General features: G+C 38.8%; 16 protein-coding genes. 10 read left to right on the top strand and 6 right to left on the bottom strand.

Annotation, left to right across the window (positions count from 1 at the left end):
* Positions 1 to 47 precede the first annotated feature (47 nt).
* The 4 genes from ACXACJ_RS02490 to ACXACJ_RS02505 all read left to right on the top strand — a co-directional run bounded on the left by ACXACJ_RS02490 (position 48) and on the right by ACXACJ_RS02505 (position 3,158).
* On the top strand, positions 48 to 305 hold the full coding sequence (locus ACXACJ_RS02490) for a hypothetical protein (protein WP_475132686.1): 258 nt from the start codon (positions 48 to 50) through the stop codon (positions 303 to 305).
* Positions 306 to 803: 498 nt separating this feature from the next.
* Positions 804 to 1,505, top strand: coding sequence for a hypothetical protein (locus tag ACXACJ_RS02495; protein ID WP_475132687.1), 702 nt, complete (start codon positions 804 to 806; stop codon positions 1,503 to 1,505).
* A 403-nt stretch (positions 1,506 to 1,908) separates the two neighbouring features.
* Positions 1,909 to 2,364 carry a hypothetical protein gene (locus ACXACJ_RS02500; RefSeq protein ID WP_475132688.1) on the top strand — a complete coding sequence of 152 codons (456 nt, stop codon included), beginning with the start codon at positions 1,909 to 1,911 and terminating at the stop codon, positions 2,362 to 2,364.
* A 299-nt stretch (positions 2,365 to 2,663) separates the two neighbouring features.
* Entirely contained in the window at positions 2,664 to 3,158 is a 495-nt protein-coding gene (locus ACXACJ_RS02505) for a hypothetical protein (RefSeq protein WP_475132689.1), read from the top strand.
* A 196-nt stretch (positions 3,159 to 3,354) separates the two neighbouring features.
* Here ACXACJ_RS02505 and cdaA read toward each other — a convergent pair whose 3' ends face one another.
* Together cdaA and folP are read right to left on the bottom strand one after the other, a co-directional pair.
* Positions 3,355 to 4,203, bottom strand: coding sequence for a diadenylate cyclase CdaA (cdaA, locus tag ACXACJ_RS02510; protein WP_475132690.1), 849 nt, complete (start codon positions 4,201 to 4,203; stop codon positions 3,355 to 3,357).
* Entirely contained in the window at positions 4,200 to 4,973 is a 774-nt protein-coding gene (gene folP, locus ACXACJ_RS02515) for a dihydropteroate synthase (RefSeq protein ID WP_475132691.1), read from the bottom strand. Before folP ends, cdaA begins: the two co-directional genes overlap by 4 nt.
* 116 nt (positions 4,974 to 5,089) lie before the next feature.
* Between folP and ACXACJ_RS02520 the strand changes: the two genes are divergently transcribed.
* The 3 genes from ACXACJ_RS02520 to ACXACJ_RS02530 are packed head-to-tail and all read left to right on the top strand — an operon-like array spanning position 5,090 to position 7,153.
* Entirely contained in the window at positions 5,090 to 5,641 is a 552-nt protein-coding gene (locus ACXACJ_RS02520; protein ID WP_475132692.1) for a DUF1599 domain-containing protein, read from the top strand.
* Position 5,642: 1 nt separating this feature from the next.
* Positions 5,643 to 6,635, top strand: a complete 993-nt coding sequence (locus tag ACXACJ_RS02525; RefSeq protein ID WP_475132694.1) for a MauE/DoxX family redox-associated membrane protein — start codon at positions 5,643 to 5,645, stop codon at positions 6,633 to 6,635.
* A gap of 5 nt (positions 6,636 to 6,640) precedes the next feature.
* A complete protein-coding gene (locus ACXACJ_RS02530; RefSeq protein ID WP_475132695.1) occupies positions 6,641 to 7,153 on the top strand; it encodes a shikimate kinase in 513 nt (170 codons plus the stop codon).
* Positions 7,154 to 7,162: 9 nt separating this feature from the next.
* On the opposite strand, the gene ACXACJ_RS02535 is transcribed toward ACXACJ_RS02530, so the two are convergent.
* Positions 7,163 to 8,701, bottom strand: coding sequence for an OmpP1/FadL family transporter (locus ACXACJ_RS02535; RefSeq protein WP_475132696.1), 1,539 nt, complete (start codon positions 8,699 to 8,701; stop codon positions 7,163 to 7,165).
* A gap of 31 nt (positions 8,702 to 8,732) precedes the next feature.
* Positions 8,733 to 10,265 carry a hypothetical protein gene (locus ACXACJ_RS02540; RefSeq protein WP_475132697.1) on the bottom strand — a complete coding sequence of 511 codons (1,533 nt, stop codon included), beginning with the start codon at positions 10,263 to 10,265 and terminating at the stop codon, positions 8,733 to 8,735.
* Positions 10,266 to 10,398: 133 nt separating this feature from the next.
* Here ACXACJ_RS02540 and proS point away from each other — a divergent pair, with 133 nt between their 5' ends.
* From proS to floA, 3 genes are all read left to right on the top strand, one after another.
* Positions 10,399 to 11,877 carry a proline--tRNA ligase gene (proS, locus tag ACXACJ_RS02545; protein ID WP_475132698.1) on the top strand — a complete coding sequence of 493 codons (1,479 nt, stop codon included), beginning with the start codon at positions 10,399 to 10,401 and terminating at the stop codon, positions 11,875 to 11,877.
* A gap of 121 nt (positions 11,878 to 11,998) precedes the next feature.
* Positions 11,999 to 12,472 (top strand): NfeD family protein, encoded by a 474-nt coding sequence (locus tag ACXACJ_RS02550; RefSeq protein ID WP_475132699.1) that lies wholly within the window; start codon positions 11,999 to 12,001, stop codon positions 12,470 to 12,472.
* A 2-nt stretch (positions 12,473 to 12,474) separates the two neighbouring features.
* Complete coding sequence (gene floA / locus ACXACJ_RS02555) at positions 12,475 to 13,482, top strand: flotillin-like protein FloA (RefSeq protein WP_475132700.1); 1,008 nt, start codon at positions 12,475 to 12,477, stop codon at positions 13,480 to 13,482.
* Between the two features lie 51 nt (positions 13,483 to 13,533).
* Here the strand turns inward: floA and ACXACJ_RS02560 are convergent, their stop codons facing one another.
* Positions 13,534 to 15,723 (bottom strand): WG repeat-containing protein, encoded by a 2,190-nt coding sequence (locus ACXACJ_RS02560; RefSeq protein WP_475132701.1) that lies wholly within the window; start codon positions 15,721 to 15,723, stop codon positions 13,534 to 13,536.
* Positions 15,724 to 15,805: 82 nt separating this feature from the next.
* Positions 15,806 to 17,068 (bottom strand): glutamyl-tRNA reductase, encoded by a 1,263-nt coding sequence (gene hemA, locus ACXACJ_RS02565; protein WP_475132702.1) that lies wholly within the window; start codon positions 17,066 to 17,068, stop codon positions 15,806 to 15,808.
* Between the last annotated feature and the right edge of the window lie 70 nt (positions 17,069 to 17,138).

The raw sequence follows: 17,138 nt of genomic DNA on the forward strand, positions 1-17,138 counted from the left end.
GTGGAGGATGGTGTTTTTATAGAGTTTAGAGGAATAAGGTAAATATTATGAAAGCACTTAGATATGAAAAAGTAGGTGATATATCCTCTACATGTTCTTTTTTAGAGGTTTTTTTTGAAGGTGGTAGTGAGCCATTTATGGAAATTGGAGTAACTGATAGCAAAGAGTTATCTTTTAAAACCTATGTTACTACAAACGAAATAGAACTGACTTTACATCATTGGGAGGACATTCTAAAGACAGCAAAGGAATTTCTTCCAGAAGCACTTAAAGATGAAGAAGATTTTGAGAGTTTTATGAAGTAGTGATAATAATAGAAATAAAGAAGCCCTTGCAGCAATGTGAAGGCTTTCCCCTCTGGTCTTAGCATCTCGCTGAGACCACAGTTTATAACACAATACACGAGTCTTTGCCTAAGCCCATGAAATTGGAGCCATGGATTGATAGTGGTTGTATATTCAGAGCTCAAGCAAGAAGCTTTGATTAGAGGGATGGATTGATATTGGTCTTTTTACGTTGGGGGGGCAGCTAGACGCTTCAACCAATGGAAGAAGGTGTGTCCTGAAACAGATTTCAAATTTGCTAGAAGGGGAGAAAGTGGATTCGATTTTGAAGTCATCGGGGAAACACCCGTCTGAATATAAAAACTCGACATGGAAACCGGAGAATATCTATGGTGATTTTAAACCCAATACAGCTTCAGGAAGATATACGTTTAAAAAAGATGTGGGAAGTGGTAAATTGCTAAAGAATACAGAGTTAATTCAATATAATCCAGAAACATTGACAATCATTAAACTGTGATGAAAACCGTTTATGATCTGATAATTGAAGAGAAATGGTTAGAGGCCAAAGATTTGGCCATTTCAAAATTTGAAAATACTAAAAACACCTTTGAACTCAGAAATCTTATACCAGTCCTTTTGATGTTGGAATCTTATGAAAGTGTTTTCAATACTGTTGATAAAATATGGGAATATGAAGGTAATAAGGAGACAGATTCTGAATTCCAGTGGCTTTCAATAGCCCATATTTTTCTCAATGATATAGATAAAGCCTTACCGCCACTTCTTGAAGCTAGGAGCTGTAAGTATACTGATGAGGCAGGAGGCGTTGGCCTGGAGGCAATGATTTTTGCGGTTTCTATGCTTGGGTCGAACAAATCTGTTGCAGAAGATTCTTTGAGGAGAATCAAGAAATTACTTAAAGTGAATAGATATGGTATTTCCTGTTATACTTTCATTGGTAAGTTAATATTGGATGATACTGATCCCGAGGAATTTTACTCAATGCTGAGTACAGATGAATCTTTACGTAAATCCGAGATGGTGAGGATATATTTCTATTCAGGCATCAAGTCTTTCATTGAGAAGGATTATAAAGCTATGCTATATAAGTTAGAGCAATGTGAAAAATACATCCCAAGGGCATATTTTATCCATGAGTATCACATGTCAAGGGCGGTACGCAAGTTTTTATCGTACCTGGTCCTAACATCTAGCTGAGAACATAATCTGTAACCATGAAGGACAAGTCTTTGCTTAAGCCTATAAAATTAAATTTATAGATTGATTGTGGTTGACATGTAAAGCCCAGGCGAGACGCATGGACTAACACAATTTTGGTAGTAGGAGCAAGATGCTATGACCATTGGAAGCTGGTGCATCGGCTCCGATTCCCCTTGCTAGCTGGTTAGCTGGAGTTTGGAATGTTGTCGTTAAGTCTAAAAAGGTAAATTGGAATTAAAAGTTACTAACCCTAAAAAGAAATAATGAGAGTGAGTTTTTTACATTTTTTTTATTTGGAGGTATTTTAATAACCCTTACGTCAGGGTGTAATCATGTAAATTCAAATGCTTGTGTAAAGAGATTTAATAATCTTAATGAAAGGAAGGATCCAATCCCTGAGTTGCTTCCATTTAAAGATTCAAATAACTTGATTATTTATGTGACTCAAGATTGTTTGTATGTTAAATCAAATTCTCTGACAAAACAATTGGAAGGGATAGTCAGTGAGTACCTACTTAGAAATAAGAAAGGGGGGTATGAAATTGACATTGTGCTCAATGAGGATGTATTAACAAAGGGTTCACAAAATCTGGAATATATGTTTGAATCATTAAGATCTTCATATTTTATGATCTGGCATCAAATAGCATTGGAGAAATTTGGGTCAGAGGATTTATCTAAACTAACGAATTTTGAGAAGCTCTCCCTTTGGAATGCCTTTCCTGCGAGGAATAGATTGCATTACAGCAATTTTTCTAAGGAAATGAAAAATAAACTGGAAGAATTTCTTGGTGATAGGGTAGCTCCAATCCATCCCGTTTTTGATGATTTAGAAAAGGGACTCAAAACTAAATGATTTACCACCTAGTCTTAGCTTCCCGCTTGGACCATAGTCTATAACACAGCACACTAGTCTTTGACCAAGCCTATAAAATTGGAGCGATGGATTGATAGTGGTTGACATGTAAGGCCCAGGCGAGATGCATAGGCTAGGCTGTATTTTTACTGGTCTTAGCGTCTCGCTGCGACCAGTAAGGGGCAAGTGAGTACTTTAATTCAGTAATTGTTTACGGCATAATATTTAAAAAGAACAAAAATACATACACCCCGAGAGGTGTTAAGCGTATTGATAGAGAGGACTAATCCTTTAGACTTATGATAGAATCAAATTTTATTGATAAACTGAATAGTTTTAACAAGCTTTTCGAAGTGGGTTTTCAAGGATACAATAAACATCCATATTCTAGAATACCTAAAGGTAATATTGTGCCGGAGTTTCAGGGGATTTTTTCACTCGTTTATAATTATGAATTTGAGCATTATTATTTCAGCTTAATAAGAATAGATTCAGAAATTCTTGAAAATGACAAGTATTTTATGTTTGCAAAGAACCTTGTTCATGGCTTAGACTATGTCTTAAATAAAAAGACTAAAGAAGTAGAGATATTAGATGAATGTGGTGAGCTTACTTTTAGTTGTTGTCAAGATGTTAAGTCATTTTTTGTTGTGGCCTGTTTGTTGCTAGATTTGGAGATAGCTTATTGTAGTGAGAACCAGATAGATGACGCCACAATTGACTTGTTTAGGATGAAGTGTATCGAGGCAGCTGGGGGAGTGGCTTATAAAAGTTATTACGATTTAATAGTATAAGTTCCCCTGGTCTTAGCGTCCTCTCCCTCCCTGGTCTTAGCGTCTCGCTGAGACCACAGTCTGTAAAACATAACACACTGGTCTTTGCCTGAGCCCGTGAAATTGAAGATTGGTTGAATTGAAAAGGGTTTAATTCATTGGTGTTTTGGAGAAGTCGCAGCGAGACGCTACGATTTGAGTGGAGATAAGAGTTTAGCTAAGAAGCTACTTCTAAATTCCCTTTTTGTTCCTCTTCAGAGGTGGCGATTTCCTCTTCATTTAGGTAATTGTTTAAGCGCTTTCTGATTTCTGCTCCCGAAAGGTTGTTGTCTATGCGCCCGTTTCGGGCCAGTGACATTTGCCCGGTTTCTTCAGAGATAATAAGAATTAATGTGTCGGTAGCTTCGGACATTCCCAAGGCAGCTCGGTGCCTCAGGCCATATTGTGCTGGCAGATTGTCTCTTTCGCTCACTGGTAAAAGGCAACGGGCAGCTTTGATTTTGCCGTTGTATAAAATTACAGCGCCATCGTGAAGTGGGCTGTACTTATTGAAAATCGAAATCAGCAGCCTTTTTGAGATAAGGGCTTCTAAAAGATCACCCGAATCTGCGTAAAATTTTAATTCTGTATTTCTGGAGAAAACCATTAAAGCCCCAGTATTGGAGCCAGAAAGACTTTTAGCCGCTTCAATTACCGCGGTAATATTCATGTTTACTTTAGGCCTTTTCTTTTTCCAAATGAATAGATTTTCTAAAAGGCCATCTTGCCGAAAAGTGGTTTTGCCTAGAATCAACAAGAACTTGCGAATTTCTTGAGAGAAAATAATGATGGCCGCCAAAACTCCAACGCCCATAAATTGACCTAAAATTCCGGCTAGCAATTCCATTTGGGCAGCTCGAACCACCAAATAAATAAGGTATAAGGAGAGAAAGCCTACTAGGACTTGTACCGCTACACTGCCTTTAAGCAACTTGTATACTTGATAAAGCAGCACACTGACCAGCAGGATATCAACGATGTCGACCCATCGTACGTCAAGAAATCCTATTTTAAAAGCGTATATCAAGGGAAAGTCGCCTTAAATAATTTAACTGTTTCTACTGCTGCTTTTACATCGTGAACCCTCAAAATGGAAGCTCCATTCATTAAGGCGGCCATGTTTAAAGCTGTGGTTCCATTCAGCGCATCTTCCGGTAAAATATCCAAAGTTTTGTAGATCATTGATTTTCTGGAAAGCCCTGCCAGCAAAGGTAGTCCTAAACATTGAAAGTAAGCCAAATTCTGCAAAATCTCATAGTTTTGGGTGGTTTGCTTGGCAAAACCAAAGCCGGGGTCAATCACTATATCATTTACTCCGAGAATGCGCAGTTGGTTTATTTTTTCTACGAAATAAATTGTGATTTCTTTCAATAAATTATCGTACTGAGTTTCCGCGGCCATATTTTGTGGTGTGCCGCGCATGTGCATTAAAATATAGGGCACATTGAGCTGGGCTACGGTAGAAAACATGTTGCGATCTAAAGTTCCTCCTGAAATATCGTTGATGATTGAAGCTCCTGAATCTATTGCCGCTTTCGCTACAGCGCTTCGGAAGGTATCTACGGAAATATAAACTTCGGGAAACTGGCTGACAATAAGGTTAATGGCTTTGGTTACTCTTTCTCGCTCCTCTTTTTCGGAAACTTCTGCAGCGCCAGGCCGCGATGAATATCCACCAACGTCTAAAATGAAGGCGCCATCCTCTAGCATTTTTTCGGCTGCTGAAAGAATTTCGTGGTCTCCGTTTTTTCTGCTCCCCGAAAAAAAGCTATCGGGGGTAATGTTTAGGATTCCCATAACCTTAGGCTCTTCTAGTGAAACCAGATTTCCCTTTAGGTTCAATGTTTTTTTAACTTGAAATATTTTATCTTTCGCCTTCAATAATTCCCTGTAGTATTTAAAATCACACAATTTTGGAGGAGCAAACGGTAGGCGAATATAAGCAAGTTATAGAGGCCTGTAAAGACATATTCTTGAAGAAAACGAAGGATTACGGAACAGCTTGGAGAATACTGAGGTTGCCATCGATTACCGATCAGATTTTTATTAAGGCTAAACGAATTCAAAGTATTCAGAATAAAGGAAGCCAGAAAGTGGAAGATGATATTACAGGAGAATTCATCGGAATTATAAACTACTGCGTGATTGCCTTGATTCAAATGGAACTTACTGAAAACGATCCTTTTGAATTGCCAGTAGAAACCTTGGAGCCTTTATATAATCAGAAGGTAGAATCTACTTTGGGATTGTTAATGGACAAGAACCACGACTATGGCGAAGCATGGCGAGACATGCGGGTAAGTTCCATGACCGACATTGTTTTGATGAAGCTTTTAAGGGTAAAGCAAATTGAAGATAACCAAGGCCAAACGATCATTTCCGAAGGAATAGACGCTAATTATCAAGATATGATCAATTATGCAGTGTTTTGTCTGATACTAATGGGCTTTGCTCAGCAACAATAATATGAAATTACTAACCAAGATTTCCAGATATTTAGTAGGAGGGCTTTTCATTTTTTCTGGCCTGATTAAAATAAACGATCCTGTAGGTACACAAATTAAATTGGAGGAATACTTTACCGTTTTTTCGGTGGACATCGCCTCGTTTTTTAATGCTTTAAAACCTGCCTCTCTTTTCCTATCCGTTTTTCTATCAACTCTAGAAATCGTTTTGGGGCTGGCCATTTTACTGAAGTATAAAGAGAAATTAACCACAAGTTTGCTGCTGGCGTTGATCGTGTTTTTCACCTTCTTGACCTTTTATTCAGCATATTTCAATAAGGTGACCGATTGTGGCTGTTTTGGCGATGCCATTAAGCTTACTCCATGGCAGTCTTTCACAAAGGATATTATTCTGTTAGTGCTCATTTTGGTTCTTTTCTTAAATAGAAAGAAGAATGAGATTAAGGAAGGATTGAAGCCAAAGTCTATCGTGCTTGGAGTGGGAGTGGTGTTCTGTTTGACTGTATCCTTATTGGCGATTGCTCATTTGCCGTTTATTGATTTTAGAGCTTATAAAGAAGGGACTCATATTCCAACCGAAATGCTACCTCCAGCCAACGATCCAATGCAAGTGCCTAAAATCACCAACTTTGCAATGTGGAGCGATACAGATGACGAAACTCAGAATATTTTAACAGGCAGAAAACTATTGGTGATCGTTCACGATGTAGAAAAAACAGATATTTCCGCCTATGTGGATATAACTTCATTGGTTTCTGCTGTGGATCACGATGTGGAGGTGATCGCAGTAACATCATCTAGTGGATCGCAGTTTGAAGCCCTTCGCCATGAAGTGCAATTGGCAACTAATTATGTGTATTCTGATGCTACATTATTGAAAACGATGATTCGTTCCAATCCAGGACTGGTTCTGCTCGACAATGGTACGGTGTTGAAAAAGTGGCACTACAATGATGTACCTTCAGCAAGTGAGCTATTATCGAACTTCAGATAATGAATTTGAGCAAGAGAATATATTTGCTCGGGCTTCCAGGTTCAGGTAAGTCTACTTTAGGCAAACAACTCGCTGAACACCTTTCAATTCCTTTTATCGATTTGGACAGTGAAATTGAAAAGGAAGCTGGGATGTCCATTCCTGAATATTTCAGTTCCCAAGGGGAAGGCAATTTTAGAATTCTTGAAAGTGAAACTTTACGAAATGTAGGAGTTGCTCATGATGAATTTGTGTTGGCAACTGGTGGTGGAACACCTTGTTTCCATTTCAATATGGATTTTATGAATGAAAGTGGGGTTACGGTATTTCTTGATGTAAACCCAGGAGATTTGGCTTTGAGAATTATGGACCAAGGCGTAGAGAACAGGCCTTTGTTTAAAAGCTATGATCATCAGGATTTAATTCAAGAGATCAGGGTGTTGGCAGATAAGCGTTTGGAATATTACAATCAGGCTGAAGTAAAAATAAAAGACAACCAAATCACGCTGGATAAGGTTGCCTCAAGTCTTAGTTTTTGAATTTTATCTTTAGAAGTTCAATCCAAATGTCAATCTAGCACTTGTCAAGTTATGGTTGATGATTGCTAAAGGAGATTGACTGTTGTCATACATTCTGTAGCTTCGGAACGATTGGTCGTACTTGGTATTTACTACGGCCAAATCGAAATAGTATTTACCCATATTGATACCGACACCCGCACTCATCGTTTTCTTCGATCTTTTGAGTGTCACATCGTCAAAATTGGCTTTGTACGGATCGGCTTCTCCAGCGTATCCAAGTCTTAATCGGAATATTTCATATCTCAATTCACCACCAATTCTGAAATTTGTAACCGAGTTGTATATGTTTTCAATGGTCTGATTGTCATCGCCAGTATAAAAGTCGCTAGAAGAGACATTGGCTTTAGCATAATTCAAATGCTCTATGTCTGCAGAAAGGAAACCCCATTTTCCAATGATAAACCCAATTCCCGCATTAAGCCGTGCCGGAGTTCTCAGGTTGAAAGTAGAGTAGTAAATATCTGTAGCTGATTGCAAATCGTTCAAAACGGTATCTTCTAAAATTAGGCGATCTCCATTGTCCGCTTTGAAGGTAGAAACGTCATAATTATTCCATTGAGAATTGTATATGGCGTCACTTTCTTCATCAAAACTGAAATAGGTTGGCGTGGTATAGGAAACGCCCACTCGAATGAAGTCCGTTGGTCGAATGATTGTACCGATGTTGAAATTAACACCCGAGCCATTTACGTCAAGTCTTTCATCAATCTGAAAGGAGGAAAGAGGTTCGTTTTGAAACTGCTCTGTGTAAATTCTGCTGTTAGAATAATTAGCGGTAACAACACCAACTCCTGCTCCGAGATAGACTTTGTCATCAAAGTTTGTACCGTAGGCTATATTGATTTGATCCATATACCCTTTGGTGCGGAGTTGCTCAGTTTGGTTAGGGTATGAAAGGATAGGGGAGTTGTAATAAGTTTCATCAGCAGGGTCTGGATTAATCAAATAATGATCGTACCCCACTTGAGAAATGCCATTAAGTTCTTCTGGATAATAACCGTCAGCCTGCTCAAGCATAGCGTCAATAATGGAATTATCTCCATTGTATCCGTTGATTAAAACGTTTCTGCTGAAATCATTTAACCTATTGTAACTAATGGCCAATGATCCGCCACGGAAAGTCCCAGGAACAAGGTCGCCTTTATTGAAATTGATGACCACACCAATATTTCCTATCGTAAACTTAGAAGCTTCGTCATTTGGAGATTGCCCAAACGCATTTCCTTCAGTTTGAAGATTTGTGAAGCTAGGGGTGAACACAAACTGCGAACGATTGAAAACTCCCAAACCTGCGGGGTTTAAAATGGCGGAACTAATGTCTCCACCAAGAGCCGAACCCGAACCTGCCAAGGCTGCAAATCGAGCAGACCCAAAACTTTGAAACTGGCTGTATCTCAGGGCATCGTTATAATACCCGTAAGAACCTTCTTGCACCTGAGCTGTAGCTACCTTGCTTAGGCAAACCAAGCCCAGGCTTATTATGATAAGCTTTAAATTAAATTTCATTTTACTTTTAGAGTTTTTGCTATTGGGCCGATTAGTTTCCTCTTCCTCCTCTACTAGAACTTGATCTTGTTGAACCTGTAGAACCACGAGATGAACCAGTTGAAGATGACCTAGAACTTCCTCCAGTAGACGATCTTCCTACAGAACCTGATGATGAACGAGATGAACTGGTACTTCTATTTACAGAGCCTGTTCTTCCACTAGAAGAAGTGTTTCCTCTTGTATAAGTGCCTCTTGTGTTTGAAGTCCCTCTAGAATAACTACTTCTAGAATTTGTAGTTCCTCTTCCCGAATTGGTGAATACCGCACTTGAGCTTCTTCCAGTACTCCTATTAACAGTTGAAGTACGCGCTGAACTTGATCTAGAGAACAAAGTGTTAGACGATCTTGCTGAACTTGATCTTGAAGGGGTGGAAACTCTTCCTGAAGTATATCCATTTCTTACCGCACTAGAACTTCTAGATGGAGACACATTGCTATAGCTATATGAGCTTGTTCTCGCTCTTGAACTTCTGCTTGGTGAAATTGTGGCAGAACTACTTCTTGCTCCTCTTACAGAACTTAAAGAACTGTTGGCTATTCTGCTGCTGCTTCTAGTGTTCGCAGTGCTAGAAATCCTTCCCGATCTCGTGCTTGGTGAAGAACTACCTCTTAAAGCATCTGATCTTACGCTAGACACTGAAGTAGAGCTTAATCTTCCCGAACGTGTATAAGTTCTGTTTCCTGCTCTATAGTTGCCCTGGTATACATCGCCATAATAATTGTAGTTATTATAAACTCTATAGCTGCCATAACCCCAACGATTATATCTCCAAGGTCTTCCAAAGCCAATTGACGTATAATAGAAAGAAGAAGGATAGTAATAACTGTTGTATCCCCAGAATGGATCATAAATAGGAGACCAGAATGGATCGTAAGTTCCCCATCTGTTTAAGTTAACGTAGGTCATTCCTGAACCAAAGTAGAATGGAGATGGAGAAAATGTAGCGAAGTTAATGTCGATACCAACTCTTGGAGAAGTGAATGAATTGAATCTTCTACCATATCTTCCAGATAAGTAGCTGTTCATTCTGGAATCACTATTAAGATAATACTGCTCGTACCATGCTAACTGAAACTGGTAGTCATTGACCATTAGGCTATTGAAACTGTTTCTGTCCCAATCAGAATTCCAATCTAATGGAAGTTCATAATAGAGAAGGTTTTCGTTTTCGTAATCATAAACAAAGTCATCATAGTTTAAGTCTGAGGCCTTTTTAACTCTAGGGCCTTCTTCATAATAAACTATGTCGTTGGAAGTAGGAGTGGTTGTATTGTTATACTTACTTACAATTTCCGCATTGACCTGCTCTGACGAATAATCGCCCAAAGAATATGTTTTTTCGCTTGGCGAAGAAACCTGTTCGGTCGATTCAATAATAGTGGGCTTTTGCACCCTGTCCGATGACTGAAAGTAAATGTCATCGTATTCTTTGGTCTGTTGAAATTGATTTGGAGAACATGCAAACACAGTCAACATGCTGAGTGGTGCCAATAATAATCGGAGGTATTCTCTGTTTTTCATCTTTCTTCCTTTCTGACTGTTTAAGTTAACGTGTATTTCTCAAAATTGGTCGATAAAATAATCGAATCACATATCTTTGTTTTCAACTATTTTAACACCCGTTAACAAACAAGATTCATACCAAAGAAGCGATATGAGCAAAGGATTACCAAAAAGAAGTGAAGATTATTCGTTGTGGTACAATGAATTAGTGAAAAAGGCTGATTTAGCGGAAAATTCCGCAGTTCGTGGTTGCATGGTGATCAAACCCTATGGTTATTCCATCTGGGAGAAAATGCAAGCCCAACTCGATACGATGTTTAAAGAAACAGGCCACACCAATGCTTATTTCCCTTTGTTTATACCCAAGTCTTACTTGAGTAAAGAAGCTGATCACGTTGAAGGTTTTGCCAAAGAATGTGCCGTGGTAACGCATTATCGCCTTAAGAATGATCCAGATGGTAATGGCGTTGTGGTTGATCCAGAAGCTAAGCTAGAAGAAGAATTGATCGTTAGACCAACTTCAGAAACCGTGATTTGGAGTACTTACAAGAACTGGGTACAGTCTTATAGAGATCTCCCAATTCTTGTGAATCAATGGGCTAACGTGGTTCGTTGGGAAATGAGAACTCGCTTGTTTTTAAGAACGGCTGAGTTTCTTTGGCAAGAAGGTCATACGGCACATGCTACCAAACAAGAAGCAATTGATGAGTTGGTTCAAATGATGAATGTTTACGCAGAATTTGCCGAAAAATATATGGCAGTGCCTGTGGTAAAAGGAGTGAAATCTGAAAGTGAGCGTTTTGCCGGAGCATTGGAGACTTACTGTATAGAGGCGCTCATGCAAGATGGAAAAGCACTTCAGGCTGGTACATCTCACTTCTTGGGCCAAAACTTTGCGAAAGCATTTGATGTGAAATTCACTAATAAAGAAGGTAAACTGGATATGGTTTGGGGAACTTCTTGGGGTGTAAGTACAAGGCTTATGGGAGCTTTAATTATGGCTCACTCCGATGATCAAGGATTGGTTTTACCTCCAAAATTAGCTCCAATTCAGGTAGTTATTGTGCCTATTTATAAAGGAGAAGAGCAACTTGCTCAAATTGCAGAAAAAGTAAATAGCATTGTTAAGGCGCTTCGAGCACAAGGTGTTACGGTTAGATTTGACGATCGAGACACACATAAGCCAGGCTTTAAATTTGCCGAATGGGAATTGAAAGGAGTTCCAGTTCGATTGGCTATGGGGCCTAAGGATTTGGAGAACAATTCCGTAGAAATAGCAAGAAGAGATACTGGTGTGAAGGAGGTTTTTAGTTTAGAAAATGACCTTACCGCTAAAGTTGTGGCGCTTCTTGATGATATTCAATCGAACATATTCAATAAGGCGATGGATTTTAGAACAGAGAACACCACAGAGGTAAATTCATACGAGGAATTTAAAGAGGTGTTGGATGGAAAGGGCGGTTTTGTAGCTGCCCATTGGGATGGTACAGCTGAAACCGAAGAAAAAATCAAAGACGAAACTAAAGCTACAATTCGATGCATTCCTATCGATCAAGTGGCTGAGGATGGCGTTTGTATTTATTCGGGCAAACCTTCTAAAGGAAGAGTTCTTTTCGCTAAAGCATATTAATTCATAGCATTAAATGGTTCGATTATGATGGGATTTACTTTTGTAGTATTTCCATCTTAGTCGAACCATTTTCTTTCAAATCCACAAATATTGGTATATTGAGCCAATCTAATTTAGCCAAATGCAAGAGTGGTTTTTGATTGTTTTTTTAATACTTGTAGGTCTGCTTCTGATTTACCTCGAGCTTATTTTTATTTCTGGAACAACCATTTTTGGAATTGCGGGATTGGTGCTAACTGGCGCTGGAATTTACCTTACTTACGATCAGCATGGAGATACCTCTGGTAATTGGGTTTTAGCAGGTTCTGCTCTCATTACTGTGGTTGCTGTCATAATGAGTTTTCGATCGAAGTCGTGGGAGAAGTTTTCGTTAAAGGGAACCAACAAATCGAAGGTAAATGAGGGCTATTTTTCAAGCCTAGAATTAGAAATGATTGGGCAAGCGGTTTCGGATTTGAAACCTATTGGTAAGGCTGAATTTAACGAAAAAGTCTATGAAGTAACTTCTGCTGGCCATTTGATTAAGTCAGGAAGTACTGTCAAAATCACTAGAATATTAGGAAATAAAATCATCGTAGAAATATTTAAAAATTAGTTATGCAGGAATACATGACCTTGATTTTGGTTGCTGGTGCAATCATTTTACTTTTCGTCTTCCTTTATTTTGTTCCAGTAAATCTTTGGATAACAGCTCAATTTTCAGGCGTTCGTGTTGGACTTCTAGAGTTGGTTTTCATGAGAATAAGAAAGGTTCCGCCAAGAATTGTGGTAGACGCCATGATTACTGCAACTAAGGCTGGGTTAGAAGTAACTACTGTGGAACTCGAAACGCACTACCTGGCAGGCGGAAATGTTCCTTCTGTAATTAAAGCCCTTATTTCTGCGGATAAAGCCAATATTAATCTAGACTTCAAACAAGCTACAGCTATTGATTTGGCAGGTAGAGATGTATTTGAAGCGGTTCAGATTTCGGTAAATCCAAAGGTAATCACTACACCAAAAGTAGCAGCGGTTGCCGCGGATGGTATTCAGTTAATTGCAATTGCAAGGGTTACGGTAAGGGCGAACATCCAACAGTTAGTGGGGGGAGCTGGTGAAGATACAATTCTTGCAAGAGTAGGAGAGGGAATTGTAACCTCAATCGGTTCGGCAAATTCTCATAAGGAAGTTCTTGAGAACCCAGATAAAATTTCAAAACTCGTTTTGCAGCGTGGCTTGGACGCAGGTACGGCTTTCGAGATTCTTTCTATTGATATTGCGGATGTTGACGTTGGAGCCAACATTGGAGCACAATTGCAGACCGATCAGGCGCAAGCTGACTTGAAAGTTGCTGAAGCTAAAGCGGAAGAGAGAAGAGCCATGGCGGTTGCCGAAGAACAAGAAATGAAAGCGAAGTCTCAGGAAGCTAGGGCTAAGGTAATTTTAGCTGAAGCAGAGGTGCCAAAAGCTTTGGCGGATGCCTTTAGAAGTGGAAACCTTGGCGTTATGGATTACTATAAAATGCAGAACATTCAAGCGGACACGGATATGAGGGAATCCATCGCGAACCCTGAGCAAAAGGGGGCGGGAAGAAGAAAATCTGATGACGGAAAGAATAAAAAATAATTAGAGTTTAACTCTTATAGAAAGGTCGATTCAGAAATGGATCGACCTTTTTTATGGCTTTTTATAAGCTTGCCATTGTTGAGATTCCAAGCCTAAAAATGTACTGCCTATTTGAATTACTTTTTCAAAACTGATAGGTACGGTGTCTACTCCAGAAATATTTATCACCCCTTCTTTACCCTTTCTGCTGATTTTAAAGTGAATACCATCTTGGGTAGAAATACTTTCAAATTGAGGCGTTCTTATCAAAGCTCCCGTGGCGTTCGATAGGCCATATCCTTTCTCTGTTTTAAGCAGAATGTAATTTTCGTGTCTTTCCAGAACGGTATAAATCGGGTCTAAAATAAACTCATCGTGAATATTGATAAGCCCTGATTTTCCAGTTTTCACAACAACTGCAAGTCCGTTTTTAAACGAATCTACTTTATCGAAAATTGGTTGGACTGCTATTTCATCTCTTTTATCTATAAAACCCCAACCTCCGTTAAGTTTTACAGCACAAAAACCTTCGGAAAACTCTTTAGCTTCAGTGTAGCGATTGGCTATGGAAAGTAAACCTCTTTTGGAAACAAACCCCCAAACACTATCCATTTTGGCCGAAATAAAATCTTCTGAAGCAGCTCTAATGTTTTGAGTGTGGCTAGATAGTTTGTGTTTTTCTCCTGTTTCTAGATTGTACAACTCAAATCGTTTTTTTGATTTCAGTACGATCATTTCCTCATTAATCTGATAGATTAAGTCGTAAGTTTCTTCCAGGATTAATGCCGCATTTTTGGAATATAGATTGAAGCCGTTATTCGTTTTAACAGAGAAGGTGTTCAACATTGGTTGAATTGGAAAGTCGCTTCTCATAAGTTGATACTCAAGAAGGTCATAAACTCCGAAATCGCTTCCTTGCTGATAGTAAATTCGATCGTCAACAATGGTGATGGAATCTTTATAAGGTGTTATGGCCCAGTTTCCATTTTGTTTAATTACACCTTGATTTCCTTGGTAAGAAGCAACGGCCAATCCATTTTTGAAATGGCCAATTTCGGTAAATATAAAAGGAGTTTGTTCTATGCCTTCAGCATTCAAAATGCCCTTTCTATCGTTTTTAGAAGCGAGAAAAGTGCCGTCTGTTTGCTCTTCTATGGAGTGGTAACTTTGCAAGCCGATTCGCTTTCCGTTTAAATCGAAGGCCTGCCATTCGGTATTCATCCTAGCGAAAATGGCCTGATCAAAAAACTGAATGGAATCATATTGAAAGGGGAGTATAGTTTTGCCTTCAACTGTAATAGCACCTTGAAGCTGATTAGATTCTAATGCGATAAATGGATCTGAAACATGTTTTATCCTGACTTCCTTTCTGTAGAAAATATAGTCGTTTTTCTGATCAATAATGCCAGCATTTTCGTTCGTTTGAACGGCCAAACGACCATTTTTGAAAGGCCATACTTGATCAAAATTTAGTGTTCTTTCTTCTCCATTTTCCGAAGAAAACATGCTCCATTTAGGAAAAGGTAATACTTGAGCTTTTCCATCTTTGAGAGAAATAGATTTGTACTGAGGAGGAATAATAATCTCTCCCTTATTGTCGATCAATCCTTCTTTGTTGAAATATTTGACCTTAAAGTTTTTGTCATCATAACGCAAAATGGTTTCGTATAGAAAGTCAGATATTTGCTTTCCTTGAAGGGTGTAAAGTGCCGAAAGTCCTTTTTGATCTTGAACGGATAACGTTTGATTATCAAGCTTTTCAATTTTTTCAAACTCTAAGGGAATGATGAATTTTCCATTTTTGTTTAAAACCCCAAATTGGCTTCTTGCTCCATTTTTTTTAGAAACGATTAACGCACTTCCAACCGGCTCTACCCATTGGTAAGAAATGGGGATAACCTCATCTCCTTTGTTGTTGAGTACACCGTATTCATTTAAGATCGAAAAATTGCTCCGTTTAGAAGCTATAAATAAGCTTTCAGTGAATGGATAAAGGCTTGAATAGTGATGACGGGTTACTTTTGAACCAGTAATGTCGGCTAAGGCCCATTTTTCGTTTTGTTTTAAGCCTACTTGTCCATTTACAACTTTGAATTCACCTTGGGACCAACCGATTTCATCGTACAATGGAGCGAAAATTTCTTCTCCAGTAATGGTGTTTTTCAGTCCATATTTCCCGTTTTGACGAAAGGTTTCGAAGTCGTTGGCAATAGCGAGTTGAAGGGAAAAGAGGAAAAGGAGAGCGGTGAAATAAAAACGCATTTTGTGGAGTTGCAAACTATTCTAAACCGCAAGCTTAATCAAAATCAGGCGGATTTAAAGTATGAACTGATGTCAACGGGATTTATTTCTGAGCAGGTTCTTTTTCTAGATCGAAAAGGTCGTTCAAAACATCGATCAGCGTTTCTGCTTCTCCTCTTTTACAAGCTGCCTTTAATTGTAAAACAGGTAATTTGATGATTTTTTGAGTGATGCTTTTTGAAAAACGTTCGGCAAATTCCTGAATTTCAGGAGAAGCATTTTTTAAGTGCTTGGTTAGCTCTTCTTGTCTGATTTGCTCCAAAGCACCTTTGAGTTTATGAATGGTTGGTGAAACTTCCATTTCTTTTGACCAATCTTGAAACTCTTCAATAGCCTCTTCAATAATTTGCTCTACTTGAGGAATGGCCTTTTTCCTTTTCGCTACAGCCGCAGAAGCCTTGTCATTAATCTCGTCAATGTTGAAGAGAGTTGAGTTAGTAAGTTCACCAACTTCAGGGCTAATACTTCTTGGTATTGAAAGATCTATAAAGAACTTGAATCCATTCAGTTCTTCTCCCAAAAGATCTAAGTTGATGATTGGGGTTTTGTGAGAAACTGAAGAAATGATGATGTCGTGACTTTCGGTTGCTGCCTTCAAGGCTTCGAAAGGAATGACACTGTGGTTACATTCTAAAGCAAGAGCTTCGGCTTTCGATTGAGTTCTATTGCAGATGCTTACTTCAATGTTGGTTTCAGACAAGTGTCTGCAAACATCGGCACCAATTTCGCCAACGCCTAAAACCAAAACTTTCGGTTCAACAATATTTTGTGCTAAGTTCTGAACCAATTCAGCGGTAGCATAAGAAACGCTTGCTGCTCCGTCTCTGAAGGCCGTTTCCTGAACAACTCTTTTGTTGCTGAAGAAAATAGTATGCATAAGCCTATGCAAAAAAGGACCAGCCAAATGAGCATCGGCCGACCATTGATAGGCTCTTTTTACTTGATTAGAGATTTGCAAATCACCTACAACTTGTGCTTCTAGCCCTAAAGAAACTCTGAATAAGTGCTCTACGGCTGTAAGTCCAAAAAAGGAATTGAAATAGTCGAAATAGTTTTCAACATGATCAATGCCCTTTTTCAAGGCTATAAGTTTGATGATTTGGTGATCGAGATTGTCTTCAGCAGAATAATAAATTTCTGTGCGATTACAGGTAGAAAGAATTATAGCTTCCGTAAGAGGGAGAATGCTCCCGATTTCACCCAGAATTTCTTTTATACTTTGTTCATCGATCGAAATGATTTCTCTGATTTCAACCGGTGCTCTTTTATAAGATAAACTAATTGCCCTGAACTTACCCTGCATCATAGCTTTCGCCTTTCCTCTATTATACTTAGACCTTGCAAAAATAGCTGCTAACCAAGTGTAAAAAAAGTGA

The sequence above is a fragment of the Roseivirga sp. AWQ4_251 genome, from assembly GCF_056158225.1.

Excerpts from the sequence above, each read along its gene's own strand:
- proS (WP_475132698.1), top strand. The coding sequence starts at position 10,399 with ATGAGCAAAGGATTACCAAAAAGAAGTGAAGATTATTCGTTGTGGTAC.
- ACXACJ_RS02540 (WP_475132697.1), bottom strand. The coding sequence starts at position 10,265 with ATGAAAAACAGAGAATACCTCCGATTATTATTGGCACCACTCAGCATG.
- ACXACJ_RS02495 (WP_475132687.1), top strand. The coding sequence starts at position 804 with ATGAAAACCGTTTATGATCTGATAATTGAAGAGAAATGGTTAGAGGCC.
- hemA (WP_475132702.1), bottom strand. The coding sequence starts at position 17,068 with ATGATGCAGGGTAAGTTCAGGGCAATTAGTTTATCTTATAAAAGAGCA.
- folP (WP_475132691.1), bottom strand. The coding sequence starts at position 4,973 with ATGGGAATCCTAAACATTACCCCCGATAGCTTTTTTTCGGGGAGCAGA.
- ACXACJ_RS02525 (WP_475132694.1), top strand. The coding sequence starts at position 5,643 with ATGAAATTACTAACCAAGATTTCCAGATATTTAGTAGGAGGGCTTTTC.
- ACXACJ_RS02560 (WP_475132701.1), bottom strand. The coding sequence starts at position 15,723 with ATGCGTTTTTATTTCACCGCTCTCCTTTTCCTCTTTTCCCTTCAACTC.
- ACXACJ_RS02490 (WP_475132686.1), top strand. The coding sequence starts at position 48 with ATGAAAGCACTTAGATATGAAAAAGTAGGTGATATATCCTCTACATGT.
- ACXACJ_RS02505 (WP_475132689.1), top strand. The coding sequence starts at position 2,664 with ATGATAGAATCAAATTTTATTGATAAACTGAATAGTTTTAACAAGCTT.
- floA (WP_475132700.1), top strand. The coding sequence starts at position 12,475 with ATGCAGGAATACATGACCTTGATTTTGGTTGCTGGTGCAATCATTTTA.
- ACXACJ_RS02550 (WP_475132699.1), top strand. The coding sequence starts at position 11,999 with ATGCAAGAGTGGTTTTTGATTGTTTTTTTAATACTTGTAGGTCTGCTT.
- ACXACJ_RS02535 (WP_475132696.1), bottom strand. The coding sequence starts at position 8,701 with ATGAAATTTAATTTAAAGCTTATCATAATAAGCCTGGGCTTGGTTTGC.